The sequence below is a fragment of the Fundidesulfovibrio magnetotacticus genome (assembly GCF_013019105.1).
In the GTDB taxonomy this organism is placed as follows: domain Bacteria; phylum Desulfobacterota; class Desulfovibrionia; order Desulfovibrionales; family Desulfovibrionaceae; genus Fundidesulfovibrio; species Fundidesulfovibrio magnetotacticus.
Genome location: NZ_BLTE01000003.1, coordinates 45,609 through 68,557, shown reverse-complemented (window position 1 = coordinate 68,557; position 22,949 = coordinate 45,609). Strand labels below are relative to the sequence as shown.

Below are 22,949 nucleotides of genomic sequence, written 5' to 3'. Positions count from 1 at the left end.
TCACGAGGCTTCAACCATCGGGTGTTGCGCGCGCCCCGCGCCCGGAGTAACGAAGGTTCATGGTGCGACGTTCCGGATGGATCCTTGCCGTGGCGGGCGGCCTGCTGGGCCTGTTTTCGGCGCTGTTGCCGTGGCTCTTCGAGGAGCTTTTCGCCTGGCGCTCGCCCCTCGGGGCCGCGCTGGCGGCGTGCGCCTTCCTGGCCGTCGCCGGGGGGCTGGCCGGGCTGGCCCTGTCGGGCCGGGCGCGCACGCAGGACAGGGAGACCCCGGAGGCCCAGCCCGCCGGGCATCCCCGCGGCGCGCGGGGGCCGGACCCCGAGGAACTGCGGCTGCTCCTGGAGAAGGCCGGGCTGCTCGCCCGGGACGCCGTCCTCCCGCGGGACGCCCTGGCCGGTCTGGCTTCCGACCTCCAGGCCGCGCTCTCCGTGGGGCGCTCCTGCGAGGAGGCCGCCACGGGAGCCGTCCCCACGCTGGAGCGTTCCCGCGAGGCCCTGGAAGGCGCGCGCGCGGCCCTGGAAAGTCTCGATCAGGCCATGGCCGCCATCATTTCGGGAGCGCAGGGCGCGTCGGCCAAGCTCTCGGTGATCTCGGCCACGGCCGAACAGGCCCAGGCCCTGGTGGGCGGCATGGCCGCCATCGCCGAACAGACCAACATGCTCTCGCTCAACGCCTCCATCGAGGCCGAGAAGGCCGGCGAGCACGGCCGGGGCTTCGCGGTGGTGGCCCGGGAGGTGCGCCGCCTGGCCGACACCGCAGCCATGGGCGCGGAGGACATCGAACGCCTCGTGGCGCGCATGCGCCAGGCCGTGGCCGCCGAAGTGATGGAGATGGACACCTTCGACCGGCGCATGGACCAGGGCGGCCTGCGCCTGGACGAAGCCCGCGCTGGCCTGGACCGGGCGGCCCAGGCCCTGGAGGGCGCGGCCGGGATGGCCGGGGAGTCCGCCCGCCGGGCGGCGCGGGGGCCGCTGTCGACCCGCCGCGCCCTGGACGCCGCCGCCGAACTGGCCCAGGCCCTGGGCGAACTGGCCTCCCTGGCCGGGGACATGGAATCCGCCCTGCGCGCCGCGTGCGCCGCATCCCACCCTTCCACAAAGGACCAAGCCCCATGATCGCCTGGTGGCGCGAACTCAAGCTTTCCGGGAAACTGACCCTTTGCTGCTCGAGCTTCCTCGTGCCCATCGCCCTGCTGCTCTTCCTGCTGCTGGGGCAGATGGCGCGCGACCTGCGCCTGGCCCGGGTGGAGCTGGCGGGCGTGGCCGCCCTGGACCCCCTGGAGGACATCGCCGAGGCCGTGCCCAACTACGTGAAGCTGGTCATCGACCGCATGGGCGGGGCCGACGTGAGCGCCTCCCTGGCCCAGCTGGACATCGTCCTGGCCGACCGCTGGGCCGAGCTCTCCAAGCGCCTCAACCGCGACGCCGACTGCCTGGGGCTCACCCCCGACAAACTGGCTCCCCTGGGCCTTTCGCATCTGGAGCCTGCCGCCTTCGTCAAGGCCGCGGCGGACATCGCCCGCGCCCCGGCCTCCAGCCCCGAGCAGGCCGTCGCCGCCCAGGTCCAGTTCATGGCCATGCTCACCGAGCTGCGCGAGTACATCGCCGACTCGGCCCAGCTGGTGCTGGACCCCGAGCTGGCCACCTACTACCTGATGTACCTGCTGGTCTTCGACATTCCCCGCGCCCAGGAGCGTCTGGGGCTTCTGCTCAACTCCGGCCAGATCGCCCTCTCGAAGCTGCCCGGGGCCGAAGGCGAGCGCGCCAAGATGGCCACCGTGAGCGCAGCCTGGGAGCAGTCCGTGGTGGAGCGCATCCTGGACAAGCTGGGCAAGGCCCAGCGGGCCATGGGAGGCGACCGCCTCGCCGGGCTTCCCAAGGCCGTCAACGCCTACGCCGAGGCCTCGCGGGCCTTCCTGCGCGTCTCCAAGTCCGTGACCGCCCGGGAAGCCTCCATGAACCTGGAGACGTATTCCCGCGCGGGCGAGGCCGCCCTCAAGGCCGGGGCCGAGCTGTGGGACCAGTGCTACGCCCAGTTCCGGGGACTCCTGGAGGAGCGCCTGCGCCATCTGCGTCTGCACTTCGGGGTGGCCCTGGGCGTGAGCCTGGCCTCCATCCTGGGGGCGGGCCTGCTGGCCTGGGGCATCGCCACGTCCATCGCCCGGCCCATCGCCCGGGTGGCCCGCATCGCCACCACCATCGCCGACGGCAAGGTGGCCCAGGCTTCGGCCCTGCTGGAGGCCTCCTGCCCCTCGGGCAGCTGCAGCGCGGAACGCCTGCGCGCCAGCCGCGCCTCCAACTCCGAGACCAGCCAGCTCTTCGCCGCCGTGGCCGTGATGATCCACAGCCTGGAGAACCTGCTGGCCGCCGTCAACGCCACGGGCGAACAGCTCCAGGCCTCGGCCGGGCGCATCGCGGCCACGGCCCGCCAGATCGAGGCCTCGGCCACCCAGCAGGCCGCCTCCACCGTGGAGGTGGGGGCCACCAGCAAGGAGATCTCCGCCACGGCCGCCAACCTGGCCGACACCATGGGCGAAGTGCTGGGTCTGGCCAACCGCTCCTCCTCCCTGGCCGTGGAGGGCCGCGAAAGCCTCACGCTCATGGACGACGCCATGCTGGGCCTCTCCCAGGCCAGCCGCGACATGTCCTCCAAACTTTCGCTCATCCGGGAGAAGGCCTCGGGCATCGGGCAGCTGCTCTCCACCATCGCCAAGGTGGCCACCCAGACCAACCTGCTCTCGCTCAACGCCGCCATCGAGGCCGAAAAGGCCGGGGAATTCGGCCGGGGCTTCGCGGTGGTCGCCCGCGAGATCCGCCGCCTGGCCGACCAGACCGCCTCCGCCGCCCTGGACATCGAGCGCACCGTGCGCGACATGCAGGCCTCGGTCCAGGCCGGGGCCGGGGCCATGGACGGCTTCCGGGGCCTGGCCGATCAGACCGCCGAGACCTCCCAGGGCGTCAACACCCGCCTGGGGCGCATCATCGAGTCCGGCGAGGCCCTCACCCCGCGCTTCTCCACCGTCACCGAGGGCATGCGCGCCCAGGCCGAGGGCGCGGACCAGATCAGCGTGGTCATCGCCCAGCTGGCCGACGCGGCGGGCGAGACCCGCGACTCCCTGGCCGAGTTCCGCCAGGCCGCCGAAGACCTCACCGCCACGGCGGCGGGCCTCAAGGACATCCTGGCCCGCTTCGAACTGGAGCGCTAGGTGCTCTGCGTCACCCTTCGCGCCGCCGGGGCGCGCTTCGCCATACCCGCCCGGGACATCCTCGAGGTGGCCCCCCTGGTGGAGTTGGCCCCACTGCCCGGCGCGCCGCCCTACGTGGCCGGGCTCATGAACCTCCGGGGCCGGAGCATCCCCGTGGCCGACCTCACCGTGCTCCTGGCCGGGCGGCCCTCGCGCCGCTTCGCCTCCACGCGCATCCTCTGCGCCGCCACGCCCGAGGGGCTGGCCGTGGGCCTCATGGCCGAACGCGTGCTCAAGACCCTGGCCATCGACCCCGACGCCGTCGCCCCGCCGGGCGCGCCCGCCGCGCCATGGGTCACGGGGGTCGCCGGCGGCGAGGAGCTGGTGCAGATCCTCGACGTGGCCCGCGTGCTGCCCCCGGAACTGCTGCGCGCCCTGAGCCGGACGGCCGACGCCCCGGACAACCGGGTCCCTGCGGAGGCCGTCCCGTGACCCTCTTCAACCGCGCCGCCGAGGCGGCCGGACTGGACCCCCGCGCCGTGGGCGAGGACGGCCTGCGCCGCGCCGCGCGCATCGCCTCCGGGCGGCTGGGCCTGGCGCACGAGCGGGAGCTGCCCGCGCGCCTGGCCGCCGACCCCGGGGCGCGCCGCCTCTTCTGCGGCCAGGCCGTGGTTCAGGAGACCTGGCTCTTCCGCGACCCGGAGGCCTTCCGCGCCCTGGCCCGCCTGGCCCCGGCGCTGCCCAGGCCCGTGCGCGTGCTCTGCGTCCCCTGCTCCACCGGCGAGGAGCCCGCCGGGGCGGCCATGGCCCTGCTGGACGCGGGCCTCGCCCCGGGCGACTTCCGCGTGGACGCCGTGGACGCCTGCCCCGAGGCCCTGGCCCAGGCCCGCACGGGCCGCTTCGGCCCGCACAGCCTGCGCGCCCCCCTGCCCGATCCCTGCCCCTGGCTGCGCAGGGAAGACGACCTGCTCGTCCTGGTCCCGGCGGCCCTGGAGTCCATCCGCTTCCTCGAGGGCGACGTGCTCGCCGCGGATTTCCTGGCCCACGAGCCGCCCTACCACGCCGTGTTCTGCCGACACATGCTCATCTACACGGCCCAGGAGGCCAGGGCGCGGCTCGCGGCCAACCTGCGCCGCCTGCTCGGCCCGGGCGGCGCGCTCTTCACCGCACCGGCCGAAGGCGCGGCCTTCCTGGGCCTGGGGCTCGTCCCCCACGGCCTGCGCGCCCCGACGCCCCCAACGCGGAATGCAGCCGGGGCGCGCCCCGACGGCCTGACGGACCGCCCCGCGTCCCGCCTTCCCGAAGCGTCCCGCGCGGGCGGCGCGCCCGGAGGATCGGGCGTCTCCCGGGGCCCGGGCGCGAAGAGCGCCCAACCCGCCCCCGAAGCATCCGGCCCGGACCTGCTGGAGAGCGCCTCGGTCCAGGCCGACGCGGGCCGCCTGGACGAGGCCCTGGCGACATTGGACCAGGCCCTGTCCGCCCTGGGGCCGTCCGCCCGACTCTATCACCTGCGCGCCGCCGCCCTGCTGGCCCTGGGCCGCGAGGCCGAGGCCGAGCTGGCCCTGCGCTCCGCCCTCTACCTGGACCCCGGGCATCTGGAGAGCCTCACCCATCTCGAACTGCTCGAACGCGCCCACGGCCGCCTCCAGGAGGCCGAGCTGCTCCAGGGACGCCTGCGGCGCATCCTCGCGGAGGCCCGGCCGTGACCGACGACACCTCCCGCGAGGCCAAGCTCCTCTTCGACCGCGAGCCCTCCGCCGAGGTGCTGGCCGAGTGGACCGCCCAGACCGCCCAGCCCAAGGACGACGCGGGCGCGAAGCGCGGCGCGGCGCTTCTGGTGCGCGCGGGCGAGGAGTGGACCGCCCTGCCCGCATCCATGGTGGACCAGGCCCTGCCCCTCGGGCCGGTCCACGCCGTTCCCTATCTTTCGGGCCCGGTGTTCCTGGGGCTGGCCAACGTGGACGGCGAGCTGCTGCCCTGCGTGCGCCTGGCCGCGCTCCTTGGCGCGGAGCCCTCCCAGGCCCCGGGCAGGCCCCGCCTCGTGGCCGTGCGCACCCGTGAAGGCCGCTTCGCCCTGCTGGTGGACGAGGCCCCGGGCATGAGCCACTACGACCCCGACGCCCTGGACCCCGCCCCCGACACCCTGGCGCGCGGGCCGCGACCCCTGGTGGCCGGCATGGCCCGGGTGGGAGGACGCCTGGCCGCCGTGGCCGACCCGGAACGCCTGGGACGCGCCCTGCTGGGGAGCCTTTCCCCATGACCCCCGATCTGGCCGACCTTTCCCTGCTGGACCTCTTCGCCATGGAGCTGGCCACGCACCGCCAGGCCATTGAGGACGGGCTGGTGGGCATCGAGTCCGGCGCGTCTCCCGAGCGGCTGGAGGGCCTCATGCGCGCGGCCCATTCCATCAAGGGCGCGGCGCGCATCGTGGAGCTGACCCAGGCCGTGGGTCTGGCCCACGCCATGGAAGACCTTTTCCAGGCAGCCCAGCAGGGACGCCTGGATCTCACGTCCGCCCGCGTGGACGCCCTGCTGGCCGCCAACGACTTCTTCGGGGAGCTCTCCCGCGCCGCCCCGGCCGACCTTCCGGACCTGCTCAGCCGGGGAGGGGAGCGCGCGGCGGCCATCGAACACGCCTTGCGCCAGCTCCTGTCCGAGGACTCAGCGCCCCGGGCCTCCGAAGCGGCTCCAAAGCTCCAGGCCCCGGCCGCCCCGTCGCCGCCGCAGGCCTCCGTTTCTTCCGCCGCCGCGCCCCCCCGCGAGGACGGCGTGCTGCGCCTCTCCTCCGAGTTGGTGGGCCGCCTCATGGGCCTGGCCGGGCAGTGCGTGGTGGAATCGGGCGCGCTGGCCCGGGTGTTCGCCCAGGTGCGCGACGCGCGCCGCGCCCACTTCGACCTGGAGGACCTCCTGGCCGCCCTGGCCGCGCAGCTTGGCCAAAGCGAGGCCGGGGACACCGCCCGGCGCGCCCGCGAGCTGTTCCAGGGGATCATGGCCGCGCGCGCCCAGGCCGACAAGGCCCTGGACGACCTCTCGCGCCGCCTGGAGAACCTTTCGGGCCGCCTCTACGACCAGGTGCTGGGCAGCCGCATGCGCCCCTTCGCCGAAGGGGTGCGGGGCCTGCCGCGCATGGTCCGCGATGTGTGCCGCGAGCTGGGGCGCGAAGCCCGCTTCACGGTGGAGGGCGGCAAAACCCCCGTGGACCGCGACATCCTGGAGCGCCTGGACGCCCCCCTGGGGCACCTGCTGCGCAACGCCCTGGACCACGGCCTGGAGCCCCCCGAAGAGCGCGTGGCCTCGGGCAAGCCCGCCCAGGGCCATGTGGTCCTCTCGGCCCGGCACGCGGCGGGCAACCTCGAAGTGCGCCTGTGCGACGACGGACGCGGCATGGACCCCGAGGCCCTGCGCGCCCGCGTGACGGCCCTCGGCCTGGCCGCCCCGGACATGGCGGAAAGGCTCACCCGGGAAGAGTTGTTCGAGTTCCTTTTCCTGCCGGGCTTCACCACGTCCAGCGCGGTCACCAGCGTCTCGGGGCGCGGGGTGGGCCTGGACGCCGTGCGCGTGATGCTCCAGGAGTGCGGCGGCCGGGCGCGCGTGGAGTCCGAGCCCGGAAACGGGGCCACGTTCACCCTCACCCTGCCCGTGAGCCGCTCCGTGGTGCGCGCCCTGGTGTTCACGGCCGGGGGCGAGCCCTACGCCCTGGCGCTCTCGCGCATCGCGCGGGTTCTCCTGGCCGAGCCCGGGGATATCCAAAGCGCCGAGGGACGCCAATTCGTCACCGTGGACGGCCGCCACGTGGGGCTGGTCCCGGCGGCGCGGCTTCTGCGGCTCGCGCCCGGCGCGGTGGAGAGCGAGGCCACCCCCGTGGTGGTGCTCCAAGCGGGCAACGCGCTTTTCGGACTGGCCGCCGAGGCCCTGCTGGGCGAGCGAGATCTGGTGGTGCACCCCCTGGACCCGCGCCTGGGACGCGTTCCCAACGTGGCGGCGGCCTCCCTCCTGGACGACGGCCGTCCCGTGCTCATCCTGGACGACGCGGGCCTGGCCCGGTCCCTGGAGATCCTTCTGGCCGAAGGCCGCCTGCCCCGCCTGGGCCGTCCGGACCGCTCGGTCCAGCGGCGCGGCCCCAAGCGCGTGCTTGTGGTGGACGATTCGCTCACCGTGCGCGAGGTGGAACGCCAGATCCTCGCCGGGCGCGGCTACCGGGCCGTCACGGCCGTGGACGGCATGGAGGGCTTGGCCCTGGCCCGCTCCGGCGAGTTCGACCTGGTGGTCACCGACGTGGACATGCCCCGCATGACCGGCATCGAGCTGACCCGCGCCCTCAAGGCGGACCCGCTCCTGGCGCGCACGCCCGTGATGATCGTCTCCTACAAGGACCGCCCCGAAGACCGCCTCGCCGGACTGGAGGCCGGAGCCGACCACTACCTGCCCAAGTCCGGCTTCCAGGGCGACGCCCTGCTCGACGCCGTGCTGGCCCTCATCGGGGAGCCGGAATGACCGCCCGACGCTATCCCCCCATCCTGGCCGTGGGGGCCTCCACCGGCGGCCCCAAGGCCGTGGCGGATCTCCTGGCCGGGCTGCCCGCGGGCTTCCCCGGGGCCGTGCTGGTGGCCCAGCACCTGGACGACGCCTTCAGCGACAACCTCGCGGACTGGCTGGGCCTCCAGTCGGGCCTGCCCGTCACCCTGGCCCGCGAGGGCGACCGCCTGCTGCCCGGGCGGGTCTATGTGGCCCGGGGCGGCCACCACCTGGTGGTGAACGCCGTGAACACCCTCTCCTACAGCGACGAGCCCGCCGCCTGCGCCTACCGACCCTGCATCGACGCGCTCTTCGAGAGCCTGGCCGCCTCGGCCCTGCGCCCCGGGGTCGCGGTGCTCCTCACGGGCATGGGGGCCGACGGGGCCAAGGGCCTGCTGGCCCTGCGCGGCAAGGGCTGGCTGACTATCGCCCAGGACAGGGCCTCCAGCACCGTCTACGGCATGCCCAAGGCCGCCAGGGACCTGGGCGCGGCCTCCCTGGTGCTGCCGCTTTCCGCCATCGCGGCCCAGGCCGCCAAACACCTCCCCAGGACATGACAGCCCAATCCCCACCCGCCGACGCCCCCGTGCGCGTGCTCTGCGTGGACGACCAGCCCATGGTGGCCGAGGCCCTGCGCCGCATGGTGGCCCCCGAGGCGGACATCGCCTTCCTCTCCACCCAGGACCCGGCCAAGGCCCTGCCCATGGCCCTGGAACACCGGCCCACCGTGGTGCTCCTGGACCTGGTGATGCCAGACATCGACGGCCTGACCCTGGTGAAGTATTTCCGCGCCCATCCAAAGCTCAAGGAGCTGCCCCTGGTGGTGCTCTCCACCAAGGAGGAGCCCGAGACCAAGGCCATGGCCTTCGCCCTGGGCGCGAACGACTATCTTGTGAAGCTTCCCGACCGCGTGGAGCTCACGGCTCGGCTACGCCACCACTCCCAGGGCTACACGCGGCTCCTGGAGCGCGACCGGGCCTACAGGGAACTGGCGCGCCAGCTGGACCAGGCCGCCAGCTACGTGCGCAACCTCCTGCCCGCGCCCCTCACGGACGGCCCCGTGCGCGCGGACTGGCTCTTCCAGCCCTCGGCCATGCTGGGCGGCGACGCCCTGGGCTACCACTGGATCGATCCGGAGCGCTTCGCCTTCTATCTCCTCGACGTGTGCGACCACGGCGTGGGGCCGGCCCTGCTCTCGGTGTCGGCCCTCAACGTGCTGCGCAGCCAGACCCTGCCGGGCGTGGACTTCGGCTCCCCGGCCCAGGTGCTGGCCGGGCTCAACCAGGTGTTCCAGATGTCGAAGCAGAACGACCTCTATTTCACCATCTTCTACGGTGTCTACCGACCCGGGGACGGGCAGCTGCGCTACGCCTCGGCCGGGCACCCGCCGCCCCTGCTCTTCCGCGAAGGCCGCACCGAGGAGCTGCGCTGCCAGAGCCTGTTCATCGGGGCCATGCCCGAGGCGCGCTTCCGGGAGGCCGAGACGCGCCTGGAAGGCAGGGCGCGCCTGCTCGTGTTTTCCGACGGGGTGTACGAAATCCGGCTGCCCCACGGCGCGGTGGCCAGCTACGAGGACTTCAAGGCCTACGCCGAGGCGGCCCCCGGCGGCCTGGGGCCGGACCCGGAGGCCGCCCTGGCCCACGCGCGCGCCCTCTCGGGCCGCCAGACCCTGGACGACGACGTGACCATGCTCCGCCTGGAGCTGGGTTGAACGGCGATTGTTCATTTTATCACGATATCGTGTCACACTGTTCTGACTCATGACACGCTCATTTTTCCGCTTGCCCAACATGGATAGCGGCGCAACGGGAACCATTTCGGACGCATTTTCGTGCCACGACTTTTGCTTGAATAACACGACAGCCTTTTTCTGCTGCAACACGACTGTTGCAGGGCGTGTTCCGGCGGGTTCCGCCGCCCAGCGACACGCCCCGCCGGGGCGGGCGCGCCGGACGGCTGCGTCAGATTGTCCCATCCGTCACAATAAACTGCTGGCAAAAGTCAAGGGCCTGTGATAAAGGAAGTTCCGCCTGAGGAGTGGGCTCCAGCCCGTGGATTTCGGCCCGACGGCCCCGTGGGGGCGGCCGTCGCGGCTTTGCAGTGTGGCCCTACAACCAGCACAGCCAACCTGTAACGATTTGGGAGGTCCGTATGCGCGTATCCATTGGTCTCGCCAAGGACGACGCCGAAAAACGCTTGGAACAAAAGGGCGTCTCCCGCCGCGACTTCATGAAATTCTGCGCGGCGGTGGCAACGGCCCTGGGAATGGGTCCCGGAGCCGCTGGCGAGGTGGCCCAGGTTTTGGCGGCGTCCAAGCGCCCCAGCGTGATCTATCTCCACGGCGCGGAGTGCACCGGCTGTTCCGAGGCCGTGCTGCGCACCTACAAGCCCTTCATCGACGAACTCATCCTCGACACCATCAGCCTCGACTACCATGAGACCATCATGGCCGCCGCGGGCGAGGCCGCCGAGGACGCCCTGCACAAGGCCATGAACTCCCCCGACGGGTTCATCCTGGTGCACGAAGGCGCCATCCCCACCATCGAGAACGGCAACTGGGGCATGGTCGGCGGCCACACCATGGCCGACAACCTGAAGGCCTGCGCCGCCAAGGCCAAGGCCATCATCGCCATGGGCACCTGCGCCACCTTCGGCGGCGTCCAGGCCGCCAAGCCTAACCCCTCCCAGGCCGTCTCCGTGGCCAAGTACCTCGACCGCAAGGACGTTATCAACATCGCCGGCTGCCCGCCCAACCCCATCAACTTCGTGGGCGCCGTGGTGCTCTACCTCAAGGGCGAGAAGATCGATCTCGACTCCCTCAACCGCCCCAAGGCTTTCTTCGGAACCTCCGTGCACGACCAGTGCGAACGCGTGAAGTTCTTCGACGAAGGCAAGTTCGCCCCCAGCTTCGACTCCGAGGAAGCCAAGAAGGGCTACTGCCTCTACAACCTGGGCTGCCGCGGCCCCGAGACCTTCAACAACTGCCCCAAGGTGCTCTTCAACGACACCAACTGGCCCGTGAAGGCCGGACACCCCTGCATCGGCTGCTCCGAGCCGAGCTTCTGGGATTCCATGTCCCCCTTCTACGTCGGCCGTTAGCGTCGGTCAGCCCCCTTGGTTGGTCGTTTAGCTCGAACCGCAGCACACCTCACGGAGGATTCCAATGGCTGACAGCAAGCCTCAAATCATGAAAACGCCCCAGAGCAACTTCACCGGCCCCGTCATCGTCGATCCGGTCACCCGCATCGAGGGTCACCTGCGCATCGTGTGCGAAGTGGGCGCCGGCAAGATCACCAACGTCTGGAGCTCCTCGCAGCTCTTCCGCGGCCTGGAGATCATCCTCAAGGGCCGCGACCCCCGCGACGCCCAGCACTTCACCCAGCGCTCCTGCGGCGTGTGCACCTACGTCCACGCCCTGGCCTCCACCCGCGCCGTGGACGACGCCGTGAAGGTGAACGTCCCCGAGAACGCCACCATCATGCGCAACCTGGTCATGGCCGCCCAGTACCTCCATGACCACATCGTCCACTTCTACCACCTCCACGCCCTCGACTGGGTGGACGTGCAGAACGCCCTCAAGGCCGACCCCAACAAGGCCGCCCAGATCGCCAACTCCATCTCCAAGCGCAAGACCAACGCCGCCGACCTCAAGGCCGTGCAGGACAAGCTCAAGGCCCTGGTGGACTCCGGCCAGCTGGGCATCTTCACCAACGCCTACTTCCTGGGCGGCCACCCGTCCTACTACCTGCCCGCGGAAGTGAACCTCATCGCCACCGCCCACTACCTCGAGGCCCTGCGCCTGCAGGTGAAGGCCGCCAAGGCCATGGCGATCTTCGGCGCCAAGAACCCCCACACCCAGTTCACCGTGGTGGGCGGCTGCACCAACTACGACGCCCTGCGCCCCGAGCGCATCGCCGAGTTCATGACCCTGTTCAAGGAAGTCAAGCAGTTCATCGAGGAAGTCTACATCCCCGACCTGCTGGCCGTGGCCTCCTACTACAAGGACTGGGCCTCCATCGGCGGCACCACCAACTTCATCTGCTTCGGCGAGTTCCCGCAGAAGAGCGAGCGCGGCCTCGACGACCGCTTCCTGCCCTCCGGCGTGATCATGAAGCGCGACCTCAAGGGCGTGAAGCCCGTCGACCAGAAGCAGATCCTCGAGCACGTGGCCCACTCCTGGTACAAGGGCAACGAAGCCAAGCACCCCTACGAGGGCGTCACCGATCCCCAGTACACCAAGCTTGACGACAAGGACCGCTACTCCTGGATGAAGGCCCCCCGCTACATGGGCGAGCCCATGGAGACCGGCCCCCTCGCCAAGGTGCTGGTGGCCTACGCCAAGGGCCACAAGGCCACCGTGAAGACCGTGGACATGGTCTGCAAGAACCTGGGCATCCAGCCCACCGCGCTCTTCTCCACCCTGGGCCGCACCGCCGCCCGCGGCATCGAGACCGCCGTCATCTGCGGCGAGATGGAAGCCTGGGTGAAGAAGCTCTCCGAGAACGTGAAGAAGGGCAACACCAAGCTGTATCAGGATTGGAAGATGCCCGACTCCGCCCAGGGCGTCGGCTTCGTCGACGCGCCCCGCGGCGCCCTCTCCCACTGGATCGACATCAAGGGCGGGAAGATCAACAACTTCCAGCTCGTGGTGCCCTCCACCTGGAGCCTCGGGCCCCGCTGCGCCGCCGGCAAGCTCTCCCCCGTGGAAGAGGCCCTCATGAACACCCCCATCGCCGACCCCAAGCGTCCGGTGGAAATCCTGCGTACCGTGCACTCCTTCGACCCCTGCATCGCCTGCGGCGTGCACGTGATCCAGCCCGAGTCCAACGAAGTGCTGAGCTTCAAGGTTCTCTAGAACCAGCCCCAGCCACACGAAACGAGAGAGGGCCGCGCGAGCGGCCCTCTTTTTTTGGGAATCGCTACCCCGACGCGGCGGCTGCGGAGAAGGGGATACTGGCTGGGAGGAGTTGACTACAACGTGACCCCTTGCTCCCTCCCTAGCCTTGAAGCGCCCTCGCGCGCGTGGTAGCGAACCACCTTCCGGACTACGCATTCCCATCGCAGCACGCCCAGGACGCACGCCATGAAGACCCCACGGATTCTCCTCACCAACGACGACGGCATCCGTTCCCCGGGGCTGGAGGCCGCCGCCCGGGCCCTGCACGCCGAAGGCGCATTGCGCGTGGCTGCCCCCCTGCACCAGCAGACCTCCATGGGCAGGGCCCACGCCGGAAGCCCGGACGCAAGCCTCGCGCCCCACCCATTCCGCGTCCTGGGCCGCGACCTGGAGGCCTACGCCTGCGACGCCACCCCTGCCTCGGCCCTTGCCCACGCGCTTCACGTCTTCCCCGGAGAAATCCCGGACCTGGTGGTCTCGGGCATCAACTACGGCGAGAACCTGGGGGCCAACGTCACCAGTTCCGGAACCGTGGGCGCGGCCCTGGAAGCCGCCGCGCGCGGCATCCCGGCCATCGCCGTCTCCCTGGAGACGCCCGTGGACTGCCACAGGCGCTACGCCCCCCTGGACTGGGAAGCCGCCGTCCACTTCCTGCGCCGCTTCGCGCGCATCCTCCTGGCGGACGGACTCCCGGCCGACGTGCACGTGCTCAAGATCGACGTGCCCCTGGCCGCCACGCCGGACACGCCCTGGCGGCTCACACGGCTCTCCCCGCACCTCTTCTACGAGCCCTCCATCCCGGACGCCACGCCAGCCAGCAAGCGCGGCGACATCGTGATTCGCAAGCGCCGCTGCGACGCCGACCACCCCGACACCGACGCCTACGCCCTGGCCGTGGACGGCGTGGTCTCCGTGACGCCCCTGACCCTGGACCTCACCGCGCGGGCAAGCTTCTCATCCCTGGAATCCTGGCTGAACGGAAGCTAGCTTCCCGGCCCCACCCGGCGTCAATGCGGATTACCGAGGCAAACAGCTGAAACCATTGCTCGTTGCTGTGAGAGCATCCGCATGTTTCCACAGGACTGCCTTCGGCGGGAGCGGCCAGGAACGTCTTCCCGTCGCCTCATGGCGGGGGGGGGGGGGGGAGGCTCGCCCGACGCCGCAACCTGTGGATCGGAATGCCAGGTGGCGGCGCGGACTGCCGGATGCACGGAGACTCCGCCAGGCAGGCTCACGGTCCGACTGGGCGTCGAGCCCTGACTTCGGACCCGGCAGGTTCGGGCGTCTGCCTCAGGTTCGACCGGCGGGCTAGTCTGCCACGGTGAGTTCGATGCGGTGGGTCAGTTCGCCCGTCGCGCCCGTGCCCCGGAAGCTCCCGGTGACGGGGGCCGTGAGCGCTGGATCGGGCGCGGCGCAGAGCATCAGGTGGGAAGCGGCCACGGCCAGGCCCAGGGTTGGGTCGAAGCCGCGCCAGCCCGCGCCAGGGATGTAGGCTTCGGCGCAGGCGTGCAGGTCGCGCGCGTCCTGCGCCGCATCGCCCTGCTGATAGCAGGAGGCGTAGCGCGCGGGCACCCCGGCGGCCCGGCAGGCGGCCATGAAGACCAGCGTGGCGTCCCGACAGGCCCCGCTCCCGGCTTCCAGGGTCTCCTCGGGCCCCTGCACGCCGGGCTCCATGCGGGGGGTCACGGCCACGTTGGCGTAGACCCAGGCGTTGAGGGTCCACAGGAAGGCGGGCACGCCGCCATCACCGGCCACCCCGGCCATGCGCTTCGCCAGACGGCGCACGCGCGCCCCGCCCAGGGGCGCCAGGCAGGGGGCGAGGGCCGCCTTCTCGGCCGGGGAAAGCTCCGGGGGCAGGCGCAGGGCCCCGGGTTCCAGCAGGTAGTCGAAGGGATTGTCGCGCAGGGTGCGCGCGCTGAAGCTGGTGCGCACCACCAGCTCCTCGTGCTGGCCCTCGAACCAAAGGCGCAGGGCGCGATTGCCCGCCGCGTCCTCGATCTCGACCTGCCCGGCGGGCTTTGGGGTCACCTGCGTCTCGAAGGCCTCCAGGCGTTGGTCCGCGCCCGTGCGGGGGGTCAGCCGGACAAGGTGCGGCTCCAGGAACACCGGAATCGAGAAGCGCCAGCGCGACTCATGAACGCCGTGAAAGAGCATCGCCATCCTCCGCGCGGCAGGCGAGCTTGCGTCCCACGGGCGAAAGCTTGGCCGCGATGCGTTCGATCCATTCGGAGGGCAGCGCGCCCACGCTCTCGCGCAGCCGCTCCTGCCACCACAGGGAGATGTGCTCCAGGTCGGACTTCTCGAAGCGGTGCTCCACCAGGGAGAAGGTGCCTTTGGAATAGACCACCACGTCCAGGGGAAAATCGACCCCGGCGGCGCTGATGCGCGTGGAATCGAAGGCCAGGCAGCCCACCTTGAGGGCGAAGTTGATGGAGTCGGCGTGCTTGAGGGTGCGGTCCAGCACGGGCTTGCCGTACCCGGTCTCCCCGATGATGTGGTAGGGCGTGCCGGGGGCGATCTCCACCCAGTTGCCCTGGGGGTAGATCAGGTAGAGCCGGTGGATGGAATCGCCCGCGAACTGGCCGCCCACCAGCACGTGGATGTTGAAGGTCAGGCCCGATTCGTCGAGGTATTCCTTGTCCTCCTTGGCCACGCGGCGGATGATTCCGGCCAGGGTGTTCACGGCCTTGTAGATCTTGTCGGGCGGGGCGCAGGTTTCCAGGCACTCCTCGAAGTAGGTGACCACCTTGTCGCGCACGGAGCGCAGGCCCGAGGTCATGAAGAAGAGCGCGCCGGAGCCGGTTTCGTAGGTGCTCAGTTTCTGGGCCGTGGTCATCTCGTTGCCCGCGGTGATGCGGGTGTCGGCGATGCCCACCAGGCCTTCCTCCACCGTGATTCCAAGGCAAAAGGTCATTGTTCCACCTGCGTTTGCGGCTCCTCGGGGAGGTAGCCGAAGAATTCGCGCCCGAGGTGGCTGTCCACCGCGTTCATGCGCGTCTGCAACCGGTCCGTGAAGCGGTGCAGCCCCTGGTCGAAGATTTCCTGGATGGTCAGGTAGGAGAGGTCCGCGCAGAGCTGGCCAAGCAGGCGCTCGCTCTCGTGGGAGAAGAAGCCCCGGCGCGACCCCGTGACGGCCTGAAGCGAGTCCTGCACGTGGACGAGCCCGTGGAGCACGGAGCGCGGGAACTCGTGCTCCAGGAGCAGGAACTCGGCAACCTTGGCCGGGGAGATGCGTCCACGGCAGCGCCGGAAGGCGTCCAGGGCGCTGGTGGCGCGCAAGAGGGCCGACCAGTGGATGGAATCGAAACCCGGGCCGTGCTCGCCCTCGTCGGGGAGCATGCGGTGGCAGTTCACGTCGAGGATGCGCGAGGTCTTGTCGCAGCGCTCCAGCAGGCGGCCCATGCGCGCGAAGTGCCAGGCCTCGTCGTGGAGCATCACGTCCTCGGCCACGCCGCCCAGCACGAAGTCGCGCCGCTTGATCTCCTGGCAGAAGTCGAAGGGGTTCTCCACAGTGTCCAGGGGGCGCTTGGCCGCGTCGCGCACCATGTGGTAGGTCACGTTGAGGTGTTCCCACATCTCGTAAGGGATCACCTCGCGTATGGCCCGGGCGTTCTCGCGCGCGGCCCAGAGACAGGAGGCGATGGAGTTGGGGTAGTCCTGATCGAAGCAGAGGAAGGTGATCACCGAGGCGGCGTCGCAGTCGCCGTAGCGCTCCTCGAAGAGGTTCTGGTCGCCGCTGGCCAGGATCAGGGGTCTCCAGGCGTCCGCGCCTTCCCCGGGCAGGTCCAGGGTGAGGTGCCAGTTCACCTCCACGAAGCGGGCCAGGTTGCCGGCCCGCTCCAGGTAGCGGCTCATCCAGTAGACCGCGTTGGCGACGCGCGAGAGCATGGCGGTTTCCTTTGGAGTCTAGTGTTTGAGGACCCAGGTGTCCTTGCTGCCGCCGCCCTGGGAGGAGTTCACCACCAGGGAGCCCCTCTTGAGGGCCACGCGTGTGAGCCCGCCGGGAATCACCTGCACGTCGCCGCCGTGGAGGATGTAGGGGCGCAGGTCCACGTGGCGGCCCTCGAAACGGTCGCCCGCGATCACCGGGGCGCGAGAGAGCATGAGCGCGGGCTGGGCGATGTAGTTGCGCGGATTGGCCTGGATGCGCCGGGCGAACTCCTCGCGCTGGGCCGCGTCGGAGGCAGGCCCCACCAGCATGCCGTAACCGCCCGACTCGTTGGCGGCCTTGACCACCATGGTCTCGAGGTTTTCCAGCACGTGGGCCCTGTCCCTGTCGCGCCAGCACAGGAAGGTGGGCACGTTGGGGATGAAGGGCTCCTCGCCCAGGTAGTAGCGGATGATCTCGGGCACGAAGGCGTAGACCACCTTGTCGTCGGCCACTCCGGTACCGGGGGCGTTGGCCAGGCTCACGTTGCCCGCGCGCCAGGCGTCCATGATGCCGGGCACGCCCAGCAGGGACTCGGGGCGGAAGGCCAGGGGGTCCAGGAAGTCGTCGTTCAGGCGGCGGTAGATCACGTCCACCTGCTTGAGGCCCTTGGTGGTGCGCATGAAGACGCGGCGGTCGCGCACCACGAGGTCCTGCCCCTGCACCAGCTCGATGCCGGTCTGGAGGGCCAGAAAGGAGTGCTCGTAGTAGGCCGAGTTGTAGATGCCCGGGGTGAGCAGGGCCACGGTGGGCCGCGTGACGCCCTCGGGGGCCATGCGCAGGAGCAGATCCAGGAGCCGCGCGGGGTAGTCGTCCACGGGGCGCACCCGGGAGGCGGCGAACACCTCGGGCAGGGTGCGCTTCATGAGCTGGCGGTTGGCCAGCACGTAGGAGACGCCCGAGGGGCAGCGCAGGTTGTCCTCCAGCACGTGGAAGACGCCGTGCTCGTCGCGCACGAGGTCGGTCCCGGTGATGTGGCACCAGATGCCGTGGGGGGCCTTCACGCCCAGGCAGGCGGGCAGGTAGCCCTCGGCGGTCTCGATGATCTCGCGGGGCACCACGCGGTCCTTGAGGATGCGCTGCTCGCCGTAGATGTCGACCAGGAAAAGATTCAGGGCGTAGATGCGCTGCTTGAGGCCCACCTCGAGCTTGTCCCAGTCCTGGGCCTCCACCACGCGGGGCAGCACGTCGAAGGGGAAGATCTTCTCCGTGCCCTCCTGGTGGCCGTAGACGGTGAAGGTGATGCCCAGGTCGTAGAGGGTCTGCTCGGCCTTCTGCTGGCGGCGCAGAAGCTCGCCCGGAGGCAGGGATTCGATCTTTTCGAGGAGCAGGCGGGCGCCGTCGCGCGGGGTTCCGGGCGCGGCGAACATCTCGTCGTGGAAAGGCCCCAGGTCGTATCCCGTGAATTTCATCGCCGTTCCAATTTTTACATTATTGTGAATCCGTGTTGAATATGACCCATCGCGCCAAATGTGTCAACGCCCACGGCCGATGTTTTCGAAAACGAAACACCCGGACGCGCCGCAGGGAGCGCCACCAGGCGATGCGCGCCGCGGCGTTGACCGAAAAAGACAAGGAAAGACGGAGGGTAAGCCCGGATCAGCCCAGGCGGTCGGCCAGCCGGCGCAGCAGACTACCCAGACGGGAGCGCCGACGGCTCACGGCGGCGAGACCGGCCCCCGTGGCCAGGCGCGGCATGCGCCCCAGCACCTCGCGCGCGGCCAGGAGCGCCCCGTGGCGCGTGAACACCGCGCATTGGCGGAAATGCCCTTTCGGGTCGTCGCGCACCGTGCGGGTGAGCACACGGCAGCAGCTCGACCCGTGCGCCCCGGTGAACACAGCGTGCAGGCGCTTCGAGGCCCCGCGCACCTCGTCCGGCGACAGCTCCCGGGCAAGAAAGAACGAGGCGCCCATCACCGCGCCGCCCAGCGCCCCGCACACGCACCCGGCCTTGCCCAGCCCCTGGCCGAAGCCCATGGCCAGCCCCCGGGCGCTCTCGCGCTCCAGCCCGCCGCCCAGGCCCTCGGACAGGGCGCAGAGCACCGCCTCGGCGCAATACATCTCCCGGCTCTCGAAGAGCGCCAGGGCACGCTCTGCCACGGCCTCGGCCAGGGCCTCGGCCGCCGCATCGGCAAGGGGCTCTTCCGGCAGGCCCCGGCGGGACGCGGGGGACGCCTGCTCCGGCGGGGCCTGGGCGCACCCGTCGCACTCCGCCGGGGGATGGTCCCGGGGAGGAATCTGCCGCGCGGCCTGATGCGCGATGGCGGGGGCGTCTTTCATTGCTCCTGCTGTGGCAGCCCCTGCCCCAAATGGCAAATTTTCATTCCCGATACCCGCCCACGCCTCGCATCGGCCCAGCCGATGCCCGCCAGGAGCGCTCCCCCCAGGAGACCAGGACCCGGCCTTGATTTGATGCGCCCCGGGGGCTATGATGTGCCACTCTCCCGAGACCACCAAAGGGGTTCACCCGACATGCCGAACGTACGCCGCGCCGCAGCCGCCCTGCTGCTTCTGCTCCTCGCCCTCTTCCTCGCCGGTTGCTCCGGCATGGACATGTTCAAGGACACCCCGCCCACCTCGGCCCAGGAGCAGACGCTCCTCCAGGCCAAGGCCGCCGAAGCCTGGAGCCAGGCCCGCTACGACAAGGCCCTGGAACTCTACAACCTGGTCATGCAGGGCCAGGCCCTTACCCGGGAGGCGCGCCTCACCGCCCTGGAGCGCATCGCCCAGTGCGCCCTGCGCCTCGGTCGCACCCAGGAAGCCCTGGACGCCCTGGACAACTGGGGGCAGACCGACCCCAAGGTGAAGGCCACCTGGAACTGGAACAGCCTTACCGTGCAGGCCCTCTCGGCCATGGGCCGCGAGCGCCAGGCCGAAGAGCACCTGGCCAAGCTCCTCCAGATGCGCGGAACCTCTTTCGAACTCACCGGCCCGGCGGGCGTGGAGCTGGCCAAACGCTACGCCTCGCGCGACCAGGGCGGCCAGGCCGCGCGCATCCTGCGCACGCAGCACGCCAAGGCCCCCAACCGCACGGAGCGCGCCGCCTTCGAGGCCGACACCGCCCGCATGCTGGGGCAGCTCTCCCCCCAGGGTCTGGCCTCCCTGCTGGCCTCGGTCAACGAGGCCAACTCCGCCGTCTTCCCCTACAACCTCGTCTCACTGGAAGACGCCCGCCGCGCCGCCTCCGCCAACCCGGCCGCCCGCGAGCGCCTGCGCGACATCGCCGACCGCCTGGCACGCTCATCCGATCTGGCCGACCGCGACCTCCCCGCACGCATCCTCTCCCAGGGCCTCGCGGCCGCCACCTCCGGGCAGGCCCCTGCCGCCGCCCTGCCCGACGCCCCGGCCCTCAAGCCCGATTCCCTCGGCGTGGCCCTGCTCCTGCCCCAGACCGGGCAGCTGCGCGCCCTGGCCGCCAAGGTCCTGGCCGGAGCCAACGCCGCCAAGGCCCAGCTGGCCGCCCAGGGCGTCCAGGTGGACCTGCGCGTCATCAACACCGACGACGCCTCCTACGTGGACCACCTCGTAGCCCTGCCCCACGACGTGACCATCGTGGGCGGCCCCATGCACGCCTCCTACTTCAAGAACCTCCCGGCCAGCGGCGAACTCTCCCGCCGGGTGTTCCTCTCCTTCACGCCCTCCCTGCCGGACGCGGAGGAAGGCAAGCACTACTGGCGGCTCTTCTGGAGCGCCGAGGACGTGGTGAACTCCGTGCTGGCCGTGCCCGTGGAGGAAGGCGTGAAGCGCTACGGCGTGCTCTACCCCGAAGACCCCACCGGCAAGCGCCTGGCCGACGCCTTCGCCGCCGCCGCCCACGCCAGGGGCGCGGAGGTGAGCGTGCTCCAGCCCTACCCGCCCGCCGACGCCGCCCGCTGGGGCGACATCCTGAAGACCATGCTCCACGCCGTGCCCAAGGGAGTGGACGGCAAGAGCTTCACCGTGCGCCCGGATTTCGAGGCCCTCTTCATCCCCGACAAGCTTCAGATCGCCGACCACCTCATCGGCCAGCTCCTCTTCTACCAGGCCGATCAGCTGGTGGTGCTGGGTCCCAACCTCTGGGCCGAATCCCTCTCCGCCGGGAGCGCCAAGCCCCAGATCAACCCCGCCAACTACCGCTACGCCTTCTGCTCCGGCGCGTTCTGGGCCCAGAACCCCTCCAAGGCCCTGGCCGAGCTGCGCTCGGGGCTCGCCAAGGCCAACCAGGGAGAACCCGATTTCTGGACCGCCCTGGGCTTCGACTTCGTGCGCCTAGCCGCCGCATCCGGGGCCGTGCCGCCGGACTCCGCGCCCTCGGAGATCAGCAAGCGCCTCGCCGAGGCCTCGCGCAAGATCGAGTGGTCCATGGCTCCCGTCACCTGGGACGGCTCCGGGCACGCCCGCATGAACCTCTTCTTCTTCCGCCCCTCCGTGGAGGGCCTGGCCGTGGTGGACAAGGAAGGATTCAAGGAGCGCCTGGACGCCCTGCGCGCCAAGCCCCAGGGCCAATAGCCCGGGAACCTCCGCGCCGCTTGCGTTGCGCCCCGCCAGGGGCTAGAACCCTCGCGTCCCGCAAACCAAGGAGCCCGCTCATGACATTCACCCCGGACCAAGCCGCCCGGGTGGCCGCCCTGGCCCGCCTGCGCCTGCCCGAGGACAAGCTCGAACACCTTGCCGCCCAGATGGGCGACATCCTCTCCTATATGGACACCCTCACCGCCTGCGACACCCAGGGCGTGGAACCCCTCTACGGACCCGTGGAGCACGACACCCCCCTGCGCATGGACGTGGCAGTGAAGACCTTCCAGCGCGCCGACATCCTCTCCCAGGCCCCCGAATCCGACGGGACCTTCTTCGTGGTCCCCAAAATCGTCGCCGGATAAGCACCCATGAGCATCACCGACCTCACACTCGACGAGTTGCGCCACCGCCTCGCCGCCCGCGACATCACCGCCGTCCAGGCCACCGAGGCATGCCTCGAACGCATCCAGGCCACCGAGCCCACCGTGGACGCCCTGCTCTCCCTCCAGGCCGAACAGGCCCTGGAGACCGCCGCCGCCCTCGACCGCCAGGGACCAGACCCCGCCAAGGCCCTCTGGGGCGTGCCCATGGCCGTCAAGGACGCCCTCTGCACCAAGGGCGTGCCCACCACCTGCGCCTCCAAGATTCTGGAAAACTTCACGCCCTTCTACGACGCCACCAGCGTCGAACGCCTCAAGGCCCACGGCGCCGTCATCCTGGGCAAGGCCAACATGGACGAGTTCGCCATGGGCTCCTCCACCGAAAACTCCGCCTTCAAGCCCACCCGCAACCCCTGGAACCCCTTCAAGGTCCCCGGCGGCTCCAGCGGCGGCTCCGGCGCAACCGTGGCCGCCCGCCAGTGCTTCGCCGCCCTGGGCACCGACACCGGCGGCTCCATCCGCCTGCCCGCCTCCTTCTGCGGCGTCACCGGCATCAAGCCCACCTACGGGCGCGTCTCCCGCTACGGACTCGTGGCCTACGGCTCCAGCCTCGACCAGATCGGCCCCCTGGCCCGCACCCCGCTGGACTGCGCCATCGTCCTCCAGGCCATGGCCGGGCACGACCCCAAGGACTCCACCTGCGCCCCGCGCCCCGTCCCGGACTTCGCCGCCGAGACCAAAGCCCGCAAGGACCTCGCCGGGCTGCGCATCGGCATGCCCGAGGAATACTGGGGCGAAGGCCTCACCCCCGAGGTGCGCAAGGCCTGCGACGACGCCATGGACGCAGCCCGCTCCCTGGGCGCGACCCTCGTGCCCGTCAAGCTGCCCCACACCCGCTACGCCATCGCCACCTACTACATCGTGGCCATGGCCGAAGCGAGCTCCAACCTCGCCCGCTTCGACGGCGTGCGCTACGGCTACCGCCACCCCGGGGCCAAAGACCTCAAGGACCTCTACGAACTCTCGCGCTCCCACGGCTTCGGCGAGGAAGTCCAACGCCGCATCGTCCTGGGCACCTACGTGCTCTCCGCCGGCTACTACGACGCCTACTACCGCAAGGCCGCCCAGGTCCGCCGCCTCATCCGCCAGGACTTCCTCGACGCCTTCGCGCACTGCGACGTGATCGCCGGACCCACCTCGCCCTTCACCGCCTTCGGGCTGGGCGAAAAAACCGGCGACCCGCTCCAGATGTACCTGGCCGACATCTTCACCATCTCCCTCAACCTCTCGGGACTGCCCGGACTCTCCCTGCCCGTGGGCCTGGGGGAAGACTCGGCGCTGCCCGTGGGCCTGCAACTCTTCGGCAAGGCCTGGGAAGAAGGGACCATCCTGGGCGCGGCGAACGCGCTCTACGGCGCGGTGGGCGACGTGGGGACCCCGGCAGGCGTGGCGTAGACAGGCGGGAAGCAGGAAGAGGAAGAAGGAACAGCCGGAATATGCCTCCGGCGGGCAAAGGGCTACGCCCTCTGCACTCCCTCTCCGCTTCGCGGG

The 22,949-nt window shown here is 70.7% G+C and carries 19 protein-coding genes; 14 read left to right on the top strand and 5 right to left on the bottom strand.

Translation table 11 applies throughout. The annotated features are described in order from the left end of the window. The first annotated feature begins 59 nt into the window (after positions 1-59). The 11 genes from NNJEOMEG_RS20305 to surE all read left to right on the top strand — a co-directional run bounded on the left by NNJEOMEG_RS20305 (position 60) and on the right by surE (position 13,580). The gene (locus NNJEOMEG_RS20305) at positions 60-1,112 is read left to right on the top strand and encodes a methyl-accepting chemotaxis protein (RefSeq protein ID WP_217270479.1); all 1,053 of its coding nucleotides are present in this window, start codon (positions 60-62) and stop codon (positions 1,110-1,112) included. Beyond that, entirely contained in the window at positions 1,109-3,202 is a 2,094-nt protein-coding gene (locus NNJEOMEG_RS04670; RefSeq protein ID WP_173081815.1) for a methyl-accepting chemotaxis protein, read from the top strand. Before NNJEOMEG_RS20305 ends, NNJEOMEG_RS04670 begins: the two co-directional genes overlap by 4 nt. Then, on the top strand, positions 3,203-3,673 hold the full coding sequence (locus NNJEOMEG_RS04665; protein ID WP_173081813.1) for a chemotaxis protein CheW: 471 nt from the start codon (positions 3,203-3,205) through the stop codon (positions 3,671-3,673). Beyond that, on the top strand, positions 3,670-4,887 hold the full coding sequence (locus tag NNJEOMEG_RS04660; RefSeq protein WP_173081811.1) for a CheR family methyltransferase: 1,218 nt from the start codon (positions 3,670-3,672) through the stop codon (positions 4,885-4,887). The genes NNJEOMEG_RS04665 and NNJEOMEG_RS04660 overlap by 4 nt, the downstream gene beginning before the upstream one ends. Then, a complete protein-coding gene (locus NNJEOMEG_RS04655) occupies positions 4,884-5,441 on the top strand; it encodes a chemotaxis protein CheW (RefSeq protein ID WP_173081809.1) in 558 nt (185 codons plus the stop codon). The genes NNJEOMEG_RS04660 and NNJEOMEG_RS04655 overlap by 4 nt, the downstream gene beginning before the upstream one ends. After that, the gene (locus tag NNJEOMEG_RS04650) at positions 5,438-7,675 is read left to right on the top strand and encodes a hybrid sensor histidine kinase/response regulator (protein ID WP_173081807.1); all 2,238 of its coding nucleotides are present in this window, start codon (positions 5,438-5,440) and stop codon (positions 7,673-7,675) included. The genes NNJEOMEG_RS04655 and NNJEOMEG_RS04650 overlap by 4 nt, the downstream gene beginning before the upstream one ends. Beyond that, entirely contained in the window at positions 7,672-8,253 is a 582-nt protein-coding gene (locus tag NNJEOMEG_RS04645) for a CheB methylesterase domain-containing protein (RefSeq protein ID WP_173081805.1), read from the top strand. Before NNJEOMEG_RS04650 ends, NNJEOMEG_RS04645 begins: the two co-directional genes overlap by 4 nt. Then, positions 8,250-9,407 carry a fused response regulator/phosphatase gene (locus NNJEOMEG_RS04640; protein ID WP_173081803.1) on the top strand — a complete coding sequence of 386 codons (1,158 nt, stop codon included), beginning with the start codon at positions 8,250-8,252 and terminating at the stop codon, positions 9,405-9,407. Before NNJEOMEG_RS04645 ends, NNJEOMEG_RS04640 begins: the two co-directional genes overlap by 4 nt. 440 nt (positions 9,408-9,847) lie before the next feature. Continuing rightward, complete coding sequence (locus NNJEOMEG_RS04635; protein WP_173081800.1) at positions 9,848-10,795, top strand: hydrogenase small subunit; 948 nt, start codon at positions 9,848-9,850, stop codon at positions 10,793-10,795. 64 nt (positions 10,796-10,859) lie between these two features. Then, a complete protein-coding gene (locus NNJEOMEG_RS04630; RefSeq protein ID WP_173081798.1) occupies positions 10,860-12,551 on the top strand; it encodes a nickel-dependent hydrogenase large subunit in 1,692 nt (563 codons plus the stop codon). 228 nt (positions 12,552-12,779) lie between these two features. Beyond that, positions 12,780-13,580: a 5'/3'-nucleotidase SurE gene (surE, locus tag NNJEOMEG_RS04625; protein ID WP_173081796.1), complete on the top strand. Its 801-nt coding sequence runs from the start codon at positions 12,780-12,782 to the stop codon at positions 13,578-13,580. Positions 13,581-13,901: 321 nt separating this feature from the next. Here surE and NNJEOMEG_RS04620 read toward each other — a convergent pair whose 3' ends face one another. The 5 genes from NNJEOMEG_RS04620 to NNJEOMEG_RS04600 all read right to left on the bottom strand — a co-directional run bounded on the left by NNJEOMEG_RS04620 (position 13,902) and on the right by NNJEOMEG_RS04600 (position 18,801). Further along, positions 13,902-14,747, bottom strand: coding sequence for a transglutaminase family protein (locus NNJEOMEG_RS04620; RefSeq protein ID WP_173081794.1), 846 nt, complete (start codon positions 14,745-14,747; stop codon positions 13,902-13,904). After that, positions 14,725-15,507, bottom strand: a complete 783-nt coding sequence (locus NNJEOMEG_RS04615) for a proteasome-type protease (protein ID WP_173081792.1) — start codon at positions 15,505-15,507, stop codon at positions 14,725-14,727. The genes NNJEOMEG_RS04620 and NNJEOMEG_RS04615 overlap by 23 nt, the downstream gene beginning before the upstream one ends. Then, complete coding sequence (locus NNJEOMEG_RS04610; protein ID WP_173081790.1) at positions 15,504-16,481, bottom strand: alpha-E domain-containing protein; 978 nt, start codon at positions 16,479-16,481, stop codon at positions 15,504-15,506. The genes NNJEOMEG_RS04615 and NNJEOMEG_RS04610 overlap by 4 nt, the downstream gene beginning before the upstream one ends. Before the next feature lie 18 nt (positions 16,482-16,499). Continuing rightward, positions 16,500-17,933: a circularly permuted type 2 ATP-grasp protein gene (locus NNJEOMEG_RS04605; protein WP_173081788.1), complete on the bottom strand. Its 1,434-nt coding sequence runs from the start codon at positions 17,931-17,933 to the stop codon at positions 16,500-16,502. A 187-nt stretch (positions 17,934-18,120) separates the two neighbouring features. Continuing rightward, complete coding sequence (locus NNJEOMEG_RS04600) at positions 18,121-18,801, bottom strand: C-GCAxxG-C-C family protein (protein ID WP_173081786.1); 681 nt, start codon at positions 18,799-18,801, stop codon at positions 18,121-18,123. 192 nt (positions 18,802-18,993) lie between these two features. Here NNJEOMEG_RS04600 and NNJEOMEG_RS20900 point away from each other — a divergent pair, with 192 nt between their 5' ends. From NNJEOMEG_RS20900 to gatA, 3 genes are all read left to right on the top strand, one after another. Next, a complete protein-coding gene (locus NNJEOMEG_RS20900) occupies positions 18,994-21,009 on the top strand; it encodes a penicillin-binding protein activator (RefSeq protein WP_173081784.1) in 2,016 nt (671 codons plus the stop codon). An 80-nt stretch (positions 21,010-21,089) separates the two neighbouring features. Next, a complete protein-coding gene (gene gatC / locus NNJEOMEG_RS04590) occupies positions 21,090-21,380 on the top strand; it encodes an Asp-tRNA(Asn)/Glu-tRNA(Gln) amidotransferase subunit GatC (RefSeq protein ID WP_173081782.1) in 291 nt (96 codons plus the stop codon). Between the two features lie 6 nt (positions 21,381-21,386). After that, positions 21,387-22,853: an Asp-tRNA(Asn)/Glu-tRNA(Gln) amidotransferase subunit GatA gene (gene gatA, locus NNJEOMEG_RS04585; protein WP_173081780.1), complete on the top strand. Its 1,467-nt coding sequence runs from the start codon at positions 21,387-21,389 to the stop codon at positions 22,851-22,853. The last annotated feature ends 96 nt before the right edge of the window (positions 22,854-22,949 follow it).